General features: G+C 40.2%; 6 protein-coding genes. All 6 read right to left on the bottom strand.

Features of this window, described 5'->3' with window-relative positions; all coding sequences use genetic code 11:
* Nucleotides 1-125: 125 nt before the first annotated feature.
* Complete coding sequence (locus tag MusilaSJ_RS23960) at nt 126-1,871, bottom strand: RagB/SusD family nutrient uptake outer membrane protein (RefSeq protein ID WP_274987288.1); 1,746 nt, start codon at nt 1,869-1,871, stop codon at nt 126-128.
* Nucleotides 1,872-1,881: 10 nt separating this feature from the next.
* Nucleotides 1,882-5,304 (bottom strand): TonB-dependent receptor, encoded by a 3,423-nt coding sequence (locus tag MusilaSJ_RS23955; protein WP_274987287.1) that lies wholly within the window; start codon nt 5,302-5,304, stop codon nt 1,882-1,884.
* Between the two features lie 193 nt (nt 5,305-5,497).
* Nucleotides 5,498-6,688, bottom strand: a complete 1,191-nt coding sequence (locus tag MusilaSJ_RS23950) for a FecR family protein (protein WP_274987286.1) — start codon at nt 6,686-6,688, stop codon at nt 5,498-5,500.
* A 96-nt stretch (nt 6,689-6,784) separates the two neighbouring features.
* Nucleotides 6,785-7,381 carry an RNA polymerase sigma factor gene (locus MusilaSJ_RS23945; protein WP_274987285.1) on the bottom strand — a complete coding sequence of 199 codons (597 nt, stop codon included), beginning with the start codon at nt 7,379-7,381 and terminating at the stop codon, nt 6,785-6,787.
* Nucleotides 7,382-8,090: 709 nt separating this feature from the next.
* Nucleotides 8,091-8,657 (bottom strand): plasmid pRiA4b ORF-3 family protein, encoded by a 567-nt coding sequence (locus tag MusilaSJ_RS23940; protein ID WP_274987284.1) that lies wholly within the window; start codon nt 8,655-8,657, stop codon nt 8,091-8,093.
* Nucleotide 8,658: 1 nt separating this feature from the next.
* Entirely contained in the window at nt 8,659-12,396 is a 3,738-nt protein-coding gene (cas9, locus tag MusilaSJ_RS23935; protein ID WP_274987283.1) for a type II CRISPR RNA-guided endonuclease Cas9, read from the bottom strand.
* Between the last annotated feature and the right edge of the window lie 363 nt (nt 12,397-12,759).

Here is a 12,759-nt window from a genome sequence, read left to right as displayed (position 1 = left end):
ATCTGGTTGAGGGAAATCGCTTTTAAAATTTGTTGCTTATGGCCTCACCTAAATCCTCTCCAAAGGAGAGGACTTCAACAAAAAAGTGCCCCCTCTCCTTTGGAGAGGGCTGGGGTGAGGCTTATTTACCAACCCGGATTTTGCGTAAGCTTACTATTTAACTTAATCTGGTCTTGAGGAAGTGGTAACAGGTAATTTTTATCCTGCCATGTCCTGCTATTATCAATGATCAAAATGCCGTTTGCATCCTGAGGTATGGTATTTGCCCCAGGCCAGATGGCGGCAAATTCGGTACCGGCCCATTTAATACCCTGTACCGGCATCGGCATCTCCATTTCGGCGGTTTTCCAGCGTTTCAGGTCATCTATGCGGAAGCCTTCATTATACAATTCGATGGTTCGCTCACGCCTGATCTCTGTTTGCATATTTAAACCGTTGGCGGTTACAAAATCATTAGTAAGCAATGGCATTGCGCTGTTTACACGGTGCCTTACCTGGTTTAAGGAGATATTTAAATCAGCATCAGAAATATTTCCGTTACGCTCGTAAGTAGCTTCAGCGAAGTTCAGCAATACTTCGGCATACCTTATCACAGGGTAATCATATGATTCATAGGTGTCGGCCACCTTTCTTTCCGATGCCCATTTCTGGTTCTGGTAACCAGTACCATAATTAGAAACCAGGGGTTTTAAAGCGGCGTTGGCCAGATCTGCAGCATCATTTTTCCAGGTAACACGATAGTTGGTATTGTTCCAGTAGTAATTGCCGTTTACCATTAAGGTATATTGCATACGTTTGTCCCTGTTGGCAAATTCAGACCTGGCGGTACTATATCCTTTAAACAATGGCGATTTTTCAATAGGTAAACCATCGCTGCATAAATAAAGATTAGCGAGTTTGCGGGTTGCCCAATCTACAAGGCCATTGCCAAATGTGGTTTTGGTTATGTTAAGGTTAGAGATACGGATACTTTCATCATAACGGTTTGAAAGGATATACTCGGTATTTGCCGATTTGGTAATACCTGCCGGATTTGATTTGGTATTTTCAAGTATGAACATATACTTCTGCGCCGAATCACCTAAAGCAATGGTTGAACCGGTTGTACCAAACAAGGCATACTGCCCGCTGGTCATTACAGCTTTACTTGAGCTAATGGCTATATCCAGTAAGGTATTGGCGCGAGTAGCGTTTCCTCTTGATTTTTGCCACGTTCCTTCATAAAGGGCTACCCTCGACAGCAAAGCACCAGCGGCGCCCTTACTTACACGCCCTTCATCCGCAGACCGAAGCACACTTTCCAGCGGCAGATCGGCAATTGCAGCATTCAGGTCGGCTATAATAAAATCCGTCACTTCATCTCTCGAGTTCCTCGCCGCCATCAATAATGGATCATTGGTATCCAACGGTTTTGAAACGATAGTTACACCACCGAAGATTTGCAGAAGATCGAAATACACATATGCCCTGAAAAATTTGGCTTCGGCTACGTACTGGGCTATTTCGGCCGGTGTAGCATAGGTTGAAGCTTTATCTAAAAGAAAATTGATATTCCGGATGCGCTGGTAATCTGTATTATATGTTCCGTCTGTTTGTACAACACTGTTAGTTCCCTGGCTGTAAATGTTTTTAGTACTGTTAGTTAATAAATCCGATCGCAGGTCGCTGTGTACACCATCCGTGACTGTGCCTGCAAATGTTCTTTCATACAGGTAAAATGCATTTGCGGCCAGTTTAAAATCATTGGCTTTTTTCCAATAAGCAGCATCAGATAAGGTATCCTGCGGGTTTAAATTCAACGCTTTTTTGCAGCCCAACACAGCAGCAACCAATGCGAAGGCTACGATATATTTATAATTAAATCTTTTCATGTTTTTAAAATTAGAAGGTAACGTTAACACCGGCAGTTAAATATCTGTAAAATGGATAGCGGCCGTAATAAGGGCTTCCGTCTGTCGTGATCACATTTCGCGGCGCTTCCGGATCCCATCCATCTTTTATTTTAGTTATTTCCCACAGGTCGTTTCCTGAGATATAAACACGTAGTTTTGATATAAAATTGGTTGCAGAAATCAGTTTTTGAGGTAGCGTATAACCTATTACCGCATTTTTTAAACGCAGATAAGCACCATTCTCAACCGACCATGAAGAGGGTTGATAATTGTAGGAATTGACAGTACCATTAGTTGAATATTTAGGATAATAGGCACCGGTATTTTCAGGTGTCCAGTTATTGTTTACCGATTGATTGGTTGTATTCAGGTAAACGGCACTAAAAGGCACCCGCCATACATCGCCATTCCTGAAAATGGTCCTGCTGCCTACCCCCTGAAAAATTACAGAGATATCAAAACCTTTCCACTGTACCCCGGCATTGAAGGAATAAGAATACCGAGGATCATCGGTACCGAGGTACTTATAATCGGCGCTGGTAATTTTGCCGTCGCCATTTAAATCTTTATAAGAGTTATCACCTATTTGAGCTGTATAGGATCCCCCCGGAATATCAGATCCTGCAATTAGTTTGGTAGCGGCATCTGCCTGCGCCTGTGTTTGGATCCGGCCTGCATATTCCAGCCCAAATACCGAACCAATCGGGTAACCCTGCGTTGCAGCATTATAACCACCATAGATAGTTGTGGCCCCGTTTATATTGATCAGCTTGTTTTTATTATAGCTAAGGTTACCGCCTACATTGTAGCCAACCTGGCCAATTTTATCCGCCCATGATAAGCTAACTTCCCACCCATTGGTTTTAAGGTGACCGATATTGGCCGCAGGAGCTTGTGCTCCCAAAATCGTAGGGTAAGTTTGTGGTAACAGCATGTTACCGTTATCTTTTATAAAATATTCGGCAGTACCGGTTAAACGGCTTCTTAATATCAAGAAATCGAGTGCAATGTTGCTGTTTTTGATACGCTCCCATGTCCTGTTCAAACTCACCAGGCCATTAGTTGGCCCAACGGTTACTGCCTGTCCAGAGCCAAGAATCGGGTTATTGCTGGTTACAGTACCTGTTTTAGCTAATACCAATTGCTGGATATAATCATATAAACCGATCCCGCTTTGATTACCTACAACTCCGTAGGATGCCCTCAGCTTTAAATCATTAAAGAAAGTAGCGCCTTTCATGAAGTTTTCCTGGCTGATCCTCCAACCTGCAGAGAAACCATAAAAAGCCTTCCACCTGTCTTCTTCGGCAAATTTGGAAGACCCATCATACCTGAAATTGGCCTCAAGCAGGTATTTTTGTTTATAGGCATAATTTACCCTGCTAAATGCCGAACCTATGGCATAGTGGTTTTTAGTTTCACTATTGGTTTGGTTACCGATACCGGTTAATGTTTTAATATCCTGTGAAACCGGGTTAAGGACGGTAGCATCAAAATAATCATATTCGTCGCGCTCATACTGGCTGCCTGCTGTAACACTTACAGAATGGTCGGTACTGAAGGTATTTTTGTATTCGAAATAAGCATTGGCATTATAATAGTCTTCGCCAAGATTTGCACGTTTAAAATAAGATGCATCCTGTGTAGGATTGGTAATACCCGGCACGGTGCCTAAATAATTATACCACTGAATTGCATTTTGCTGTGTATAACGATTTGCATTATTGGTGTTATAACCCAGGGTGGCAACAAACTTCAGGCTTTTTAAAATGTCATAATTAATTTTTTCATTGATATAAACGTTTGCTTTGGTCAAACGATTATCGCCGCCCAGTTTGGCTTGCCAGTTGGGGTTAAGTTGCCCGCCCCATGCATATGGTCCGCCGTTAATGGTAGAGATAGGCATACCGGGCTGAGCGTACTGTCCAAGTACATTGTTGATCAGCGTAGGCGTTAAAACATCATTACGGTCATAAGCTATATTTGATTCAATTTTCACCTTGCTGCCAATCAGGAAGTCATTTGCCAAACGTACATTGTATCGTTTATTAGAGTTATTTCCCCAGCGCAGGATACTTCCGTCGTCCATGTATCCTAAAGAAATACGATAACCTGCTTTTTCGGTACGGCCGGCAACACTTAGGTTATTTTGGGTAGAGTTTGCCGTTCCCCATAAAACATTTGTCCAGCTGTTGTTAAAAAACACATAATCGTTTACATCACTAAAGTTTGGCAAGGGGTTACTGCCATAGGTCTTAAGGTCGATGTAATTATTCAAATTAGCCAAAGCCAGCTTACCATACTTGATCCAAACATCGCTATCGTCAAATCCATCATTTCTCCTGGCTGTAATTACCCCATTTGCCCATTGCTCCACGTTCATTAAATGAGGCTGAAGCCCGACAATCTTGCTCGAAAACGAGCCATCATATTGCACTACGGTTTTACCGCTTTTGGCTTTTTTAGTAGTGATCAGCACTACGCCGCCTGCTGCCCTTGCGCCATAAATAGCGGCCGATGCATCTTTGAGGAACGACATGCTTTCAATATCATTGGGATTGATAGCATCCAGCGACCGTACGCCAACAGCGGCAACCCCATCAATTACCACTAATGCATCTGTCGGATTTATGGAGGATGCCCCCCTGATATTGATATTCCATCCTTCGTTACCCGGCGCTGCCGAACCCCTTGTTATCAGCACACCCGGTACCTGCCCCTGCAATGCCTGAAATGGATTGGCCAAACTGCCTTTATCTTCAAAGGCCTTGGCATTAACTGTTGCTACCGAACCTGTTAATGTGGCCCTTTTTTGAGTACCATAACCAACTACCACAATCTCATTCAGCTTATTGTCTGTAACATTGAGTTTGATGTTAATGATCGTTTGGCTGCCTACAACTACTTCTTTCGAGTCAAAACCAACGAAACTAAATACAAGCACCGCATTAGTTTCGCCCGAAGGGATGGTAATGGTATAAGCTCCTGAATTATCGGTTACGGTATTAACGGATTTTCCCTTTAGCGTTATAGTAACACCCGGTAGCGGCAGCCCCTTGTCATCACTTACTTTACCTTTCACAATTATTGCCTGCGCCACCGGCAATTCAGGCTCCGGTAATTTACGCTGTACTATGATGACCTTGTTCTTTATAATATAGGTTAGTGGTTGATTTTGGAAACAGGTTTTCAGCACCTCGGTTAAGCGGGTATGCTTAAAATCTACACTTACGGGGTTTGCTCCGGTAAGCATTTCATCTGTATAAAGAAAAGTATAACCTGTTTGATTTTGGATCTCATTAAATAGCTGCACAATAGGGGCATTTTTGCCTGAAAATGTAACGTTCTGTGCGTGGCCTGCAAAGGATACCTGGACAAAAGCTGTGATCAATAAAACGATGGTAAGTTTCATCACCAACAGAAATTTATGGATATAGGCGGAGTGCCTACACCCGGTAAGAGCATAAAATTTCATATCTTTGAAATGTTTGGGTTTAATTGGTTTATCGTTGTGGATCAATAATATATCGGTTATAAACTCAAACATCAGCCGGGAGTGTTCGCTGCACTTCCGGTTTCGTTTTTAGTTTATACCATGAGTAGATTTATGGCATAACTATAACCCTCCTCTCAATAATTTTAAAGTGTACTAACCCTGTTAATTCAAGTGCATTTAAAACTTCAGTTATATTTTCAGAACGCGGTACCGTGCCTACAAAGCCCTCATTGGTTATAGTACCCTGGTATTGCACAGTTACATTGTACCAGCGGGCCACCTTACGCATAATGGTTTCTATATTTTCATGCGAGAAGTTGAAATTTCCGTTTTTCCATTCCACAGCCTGTGTTGCATTTACTTTGGCAACTTCTATTTCGCCATTTACACGGGCCTGTTCGCCGGGGACAATGAGTTTTTGCTTATTGCTGGAAATTATTTTCACAGAGCCTTCCAGCAGCGTTGTGTTGGTAGATTTTTCATCGGCATACCCCATAATATTAAAGTGGGTACCCAATACCTCAACTGTAGAATGATTTACGGTTACCCTAAATGGCATAACCTTATTCTTGGCAACTTCAAAATATCCCTCCCCTGATAATTCAACATTTCGTTCCTTACCAGTAAAAGCAACCGGAAATTTAAGCGAGGAAGCGGCATTTAGCCAAACCACGGTACCATCGGGCAAAACAACCTGGTACTGGCCGCCATTTGGGGTGGAGATGGTGTTATAGCCATACTGTAACTGTTTGTTATCCTGCTGTTTTTTAGATGCATCATATACCAGCTTCCCATCGGCGGTTTTGTTAACTATGCTATTTTGCTGATTAGCCAACACCCCTTTTTTGGCACTTTCAAGTACAATTTGAGAACCATCAGCCAAAGTGAGCACTGCTTTATTGCCACCCGGAGTTATCTTATTTACCTTAGTATTATTTGCAATTGTTTGCTCTTTTATCAGGCTATTCCTAAAGACGATCCCTACCGTGATGAGTAATAAAATCGAAGCGGCGATTGCTATTAGTTTCTTAAATTGAGTTTTAGGTCGAATGCTATGGTACTGACTCTCCTCATTTTCGGCAGCATCAAGTTGGGCCTCAATTTTAGCAAGCAGTTCGGGATGATTAGCTGTCTCCTGGTCTGGAAGATTTTTAAAAAAATCACCGTACTGCTCCAGTAAAGCATCAACCTCCTCATCTGGAAGTGATTCAAGCCATTTGATAAAAGCCTTGTGCTCCTGTTCGGTATGCCGGTTTTCAGAAAATTTTTTAAGGAAATTGTTCCGTGCTATTTCGTCCATATATGTGTAAGACGACCGGGAAGAAATAAAGGATGACGCTAAAAAAAATATTTTTTAATAATCATCAAAAAAAAGAAAAAGATACCCTGGCTGGGTTTAAAATAAATGCTTCCAGGCCCCAACAAGAAAAACACCGACGGTTAGCTCGCCATGGGCAAGCATATGTTTCCTTACAAAGTCCATCCCGCTGTATAGTTGCTTTTTTACAGTGGCTTTAGAGATAGACAGTTTTTCGGCAATTTCATCCAAAGAGAGTTCGTCTTTGGTACGAAGTTCTACAATCTGCCTTCTTTTTTCGGGCAACAGATTGATAGCGTCCTGTGCCATCAGGTAAAAATCTTTGTAATTTATTTTTGCATCTGATCGTTCAGAACTCTCTTCAGAAAGAGGTTGAACTTTAACCAATGCCTGCGCCTCAGTTTTGCTTTTCTTAATCTGATCCAGTAAAAGGTTTTTAGCAGAGCGATAAACATACGACCGGAAAGAAACAACATTTGCTAATGATTCCCTACGCTCCCAAATCTTTATAAAAACACATTGAACAATTTCTTCGGTTAATTCGGATGATCGGCAAATCAAATAGATGTAACGATACAGATTATTGATATTGCGGTTATACAATAAAGTAAAAGCCTTTCGGTCCCCTTTTGAAAGCCGCGCTAACAATTCACTCTCATCTAATTGTATTAACATTTCTATACCGGCTATCTATATAAAAATAATTTGAATATAAATCAGGGTAACGGATCATCACCCGTTTTTAACAGGAGTACCGTCGGAAGTTCTTTATCAATAGATTATAACCAATCTGACTTGGAGAATAGATTATAACTGGCATTCAAATCTAATAATTATTTTAGCAAACACAATTTTCTTCCGTTTTACTTTTTAGTAGTCATAGGCAGGTAATAAACGATGGCATTTATTTAACCAACAATTAGAGCGGATTAAGACTACAGACTACCGAACACCTTTTTTCATTATATTACTTCCGCTTTAAGCACAACCAATTTAAACTTTGCTAAGATGATCGGCGGTAACAAGAGCGATAACCGTATTAAAACTATAATGAACAGTTTGATGAGAACGATCAACACCACGATCAAAGTTACGGGAGCAACCTAAGTATAATATCAAGCAGAGCAGGAATTATCAACTGAATCCACGGAGTTAAACTTTTTCTGCCGAGTAAGGCTATTTTTCGTTTCAGGCTTTTTCCAAATCCAATTTCGCCGACTTTTGATGTATGGTTTTATCCACTTCAATCACCACACGTGCGGTGCGGCATCGGCCATGGTGTCGCGCCAGTAGCGGAGGATGTTTAGGCGGGTGTTATTACTCATAATAATGAGGCTTGGTTAATTATTTGATGTTGAAGAGTATTTTTTTCAATTTTTTCTATTCAAGTATAGCTTTCTTTAAGCTCTTCGTTGATCGCTGTAATATCAAAAGCGTTAACATCCCATTGCTCATTTTTACCAAGCCCGAGCCAGCTTTTCATTTCTTTGTATTCAGGATTTTTAGGATCGCTTAATACTTCAATCAAATTGTAATAGCCTGGTATGCCGCCGCAATCTTCAGGAGGGCAAGCACCTTCACCAGTCAGACACACGGGAATGGCATTCTCCGTGTCTACTATTTTTTCTAAAACGATATCGTGTTTCCAATCATCTCCAAAATCATATATGTAGGTAAACTTTTGCTTAGGTTTAGTAAACACTTCCGTAATAATAGTTTCCGTGCTGTCTTCCACTGTATCGTCATCGTACTCATCAGGCACTTTATAAAAAGTTTTTGATGAATACCCTTTTTCCGAAAACTGGTACAAATGGCAGTTTTCCCAGCCAAAAACTATTTGTATAATATAATGCAGGTCATCAAAAGTGATATCTGCAGGTACTAATACCCGCCGCCAAACAGGTGGGTCTTGGAGGTGTTTTATTTGAATTTTGAATTGGAGTGTTTGCATGTTAAGCTTTAGCAATTTGTCCTATATTGTTAACTTTTACTTTTATACCGTTCATTGCTCCTAAACTGGCAATATTGATAAATTTCTTTAACTCCTTAGCTGTTGCTGTATCATCAAGTTTAGTTTCAAGGTGGTGTCGGAACCACAGATCAATTGCACCTGACGTTTTCTTTGACATTTTTTGAGTACGATACAAATGTTTGCTGATAAGCGCACGATTTTTAGTACTAATGGCCATTTCCAACTCGTCATCAGTCAAGCCAAATACAAACATTTCATTTTGCTGTAAAGATGTCTGATAAACCCATTTAGGTTGTGGCAATCCTTTCAACAATTCCTGGTCATCCAGGCCCGAGTTAATAACCATATCCCACACTACAGCCGGTTCTTTTACAATCACCGGCAATTTTGCCTGTCTCCGCTTTACCGCATCCCAAAAAGACACACTGTTTTCCTGCAATTTGCCATTCTCATCCCGATAGATGGCAATATGGTGGTTATTGCGAGTCGATACAAAATCAATTGGCATGCCTTGCGCATTAGTATGCAAGGATTGCAGATCGGTATAGCCGGTAAAACATCTTACAGATTTTACAGGGATACCTTTCGCTTCGTTAAGCCATACCACATTACCGGGCTCACCATTAAACGCTATTTTGGCAATATTCCCATGTTTGGCCAGATGTGCTTTTACTATTGTCTTTACGCCCTGATCTACTATGTATTCAGCATCTGCGGCCTTAAAGTTGGTATCCAGTTTATAACGTACAACATGTTCATGCCGATAAGCAATAACGCTATCATAACTGTACTGTTCTTTAAAGGCGGCAAGGTTTTTAATATTAAAAGCATCTTTAACTTTATTATCAAACCTGCTTATGTAATCAGTTATTTGTGCCTTAATTTCAGGATTTACAATATCAGCAAGCTTATCAAACCGGGTTGATAATGCAACTTGTTCAAACTGCTTAATCCGGCCATAAATGGTGTCCTTATGCAGAAAGCCCCGAGGGATAATTTCCTTTTCTTTTTGGATACTGCCATCGGCTTTTTTGATTTTGTTAGTGCTGGTACCAGCCACTTTTTTGCCGGGTTTAAAAGAAATGAGAATCCGATCAGTACAATCCGCAACTTGCTGAAAAGAAAACGGAGTTTGCGTTTTGATGTCTATTTCTTTAATGGCATCCTGATTAGTTTGATCTTTTTTCCTTTCAACAACCTGGTTTAAATTGTTCAATTGTTGTATATAGCTTTGCTTTGTACAAGCAATAACAAGTGCATCAATAGCATGATGCCTATGGTCATCACGTTTACTCCAATCGGTAATTCGATATATCGGTTTACCATGTTTATCCGCTTCAACTGTTGTTTTACCTGCCTGTTCGTATTTATGCCAGTTTAATTTTTGTAATACAGTATCGTAACCCCAATGATGGCGCAGGTAATCCGTTACCGATCCGCTTGTGGCATGTACATTACGACATATCTTACCTAAAAGTGTTCGTACTTCTTTGCTAATAAAACGGGTTTCCTGTAATTGACGATTGATAAAATCCTCGGGGATTTTATCTGCCGGGGTCATTAATTTATTAAACTTCCCTTTTGATATGCCATCCTTTTTATAAAGATGTGTTTTAATAAATTCAACATAATTTAAAAAAACCTGCTCCCCTTGCGATTTCATGAAATCGTGAGCAGTCATTTGGTTTTTACTATTGAAGCTTCCGGAATTTAATGCCCTACGGCAAATTGTTTTATTGGTAAAGGAATCATCAAACAAGCGTGATTTTGGTATAATATGTTCTATATCATACTCACCGGTAAAAAGCATACTTAATGAAACTGGCTTTTGCGGTTCATAAGGCGATACCCTACCAAATTCCTCCCAAAGCTTATAGCGTTCAATATCATTTTTTGTAACCCTTTTGTATGGCAAGTGCTGCTTAATGATCTCTACAATTTCTTTATGTCGTCGATCTAATTTGTTATTTCGGGAATACGTTTTATTTCGTTCCTCTGCATTTTGCCTAAGTTCTCTTGCAAGCTCTACCCTTATCTCAAACCTATTTGTTGCGTGGCGCTCCGAACGTGTTACAAACCCATTTCTTTCATCGATAATTTCATTAACCAAATTAATAACCTGATTGATGATTTTTTCAACCACAGGCTGACGCAGACTATTTTTAGGATATAACTCCAGTTTGTCTATTAAAGGCCTAAGTTCATTTCCCTCCTTAGTAATAGAATTAGAATGATTGTAGCCCGCCATTTCGCAAGCTTTCGAATAGCCATTACCTTGCTGCAAGTAAGGAATTATTTTCCGCAGGGCCCTGGCGCTTAAACTTCCGTATCCCTGTTTGGCAAAATCAATTTTAGCCAATGCTTTAGCCACATCTTCAGCAAAACCGTACCTGCTTTGGAGCTTTGAAATTAACATTTCATTTTCCTCTATCGAATACAACAAGTGCCATAACTGAAACAACGGTTCCTGCTCAAAAGCGGCATTAATTTGCAGGTGGGTAAAAACCTCTCCCGTTTGTTTGTTCGCTATTTCCTTTTCATTAACAACCAAATTAAACCGCAGTAATTCGTCATACTCAACTTTATATTTATCAAATGCTTTTTTAATAGCCGAAAAAGTGCGGTTTCCCTCCAGTTCTTTTTCGTTACGGATATTGAGCTTATATTCCTTTTGCTCTGTTTTATAACCTAACTGATCCAGGCATTCTTTTACAGTCAGTTTTCCCTTAATATTCAACAGTTCAAATAAAGATCGCTTTTCATCAAGTGTTAACTTTCGTTTTCCCTGTTCATCAAAACCTGGCTCGCGCCCGCGCATCGCCTTAAAGCTCGTTAGCTCTATATTATTTAATTCTTGCCATATTTTGTTTACCTGGAAAAGCGGTGAACTCTTGGGAGTAGCCTTGTGATGTTTTTCAAACAAGCAATTACTTACCAAGCCTTTTTGGGAACGCAGGGGACGCTGATAATAGATGGTTTCATTACGAATTTGTTGCTTATTAAACTCGGTAAGTACTTCCGGGTAATAAATTTGCTGTTTATCCCAGATCCGGTCAAACTCATCCATGTAAGTACTGCGTAGATAAATATTTTCCTTTATTCTTACAGCCTCCGGCAATTGCTCTGTTTCGCGCTTCAGCAATAAATTGTAAAAATGCTGACCAATAGTAATACCCTCATCCTTTAAGGCCTGCTCCCTGTCATTAATATAATCCAGGTAGCCTTTCTTTTTTTGTCGTGCGCCGGTATCCTCCGTTTCGGCGGTTACTTTACTATCGGTTTGTTCTTCATCGTTATTGGCCTTACGATTGCTCTTATAGCCTCGTTTTTGGTTAAGATGATAAAGCACACGGCCAATTTCCTGTAATGATAGTTGTCCGGTTACTCCTTTGGCACGCAGGCCGTATAAATTCAAGGCATCCAGTTCAAACAACCCTTTATCGGGCATCATTCCCAACATTTTCAGTATAGCGGTTAACTGATGCCTACGCAATTTATACCGCTGCAGGTTACGCCTCGCACCGCGCTTTTGTGTACGGCCCGCATTTTTTGACATGGCATTACCTTTAGTAAACTCGTCGTTCTCGTCGGATGATAATGGAATAATACGTACGCCCATGCCGGCAATGGTGTAGGTTTCATTGAGTTCAGTTGGCTCATGTATAAGCGCCCAGCCTATCGAATTGGTACCGATGTCAAGACCTAAAGTTTTTTTCATACCTGATTTACAGCAATTTAAAATAATAAATCTTTCTCACACTACAAATATAAAATAAAACACTATGTTTGTATCAGAAAGTCTTTGTAAATATATGCAGAGGAACTAAGCTGGTTTGATATATTGATAATCTCATTAGTTGTTGATATGCGCACTTTCTATTTTTTATTTATTACAACATTCATTCAGTAGTGTGAGTTGTTGTTTGCTTTACTAAATTTCTAATTATATATTTGAAATTCAAGAATGAAAGCAAATCACAATAAGGATTATTCCGGTGTGAAAACATTTAAGGCGGGGCAACTCGCCTTTTTTATTGTTTATTTTCCCATTTGATTTCAATCGTTAAATTATAAATAAAAT

The organism is Mucilaginibacter sp. SJ, assembly GCF_028993635.1.
Lineage (GTDB): Bacteria > Bacteroidota > Bacteroidia > Sphingobacteriales > Sphingobacteriaceae > Mucilaginibacter.
The sequence above is the reverse complement of the archived record's forward strand: the minus strand, read 5'-3'. Positions and strand labels throughout refer to the sequence as shown.

What these genes read in the sequence shown, in the direction of transcription:
- cas9 (WP_274987283.1), bottom strand. Translation starts at nt 12,396, where the DNA reads ATGAAAAAAACTTTAGGTCTTGACATCGGTACCAATTCGATAGGCTGG.
- MusilaSJ_RS23960 (WP_274987288.1), bottom strand. Translation starts at nt 1,871, where the DNA reads ATGAAAAGATTTAATTATAAATATATCGTAGCCTTCGCATTGGTTGCT.
- MusilaSJ_RS23950 (WP_274987286.1), bottom strand. Translation starts at nt 6,688, where the DNA reads ATGGACGAAATAGCACGGAACAATTTCCTTAAAAAATTTTCTGAAAAC.
- MusilaSJ_RS23955 (WP_274987287.1), bottom strand. Translation starts at nt 5,304, where the DNA reads ATGAAACTTACCATCGTTTTATTGATCACAGCTTTTGTCCAGGTATCC.
- MusilaSJ_RS23945 (WP_274987285.1), bottom strand. Translation starts at nt 7,381, where the DNA reads ATGTTAATACAATTAGATGAGAGTGAATTGTTAGCGCGGCTTTCAAAA.
- MusilaSJ_RS23940 (WP_274987284.1), bottom strand. Translation starts at nt 8,657, where the DNA reads ATGCAAACACTCCAATTCAAAATTCAAATAAAACACCTCCAAGACCCA.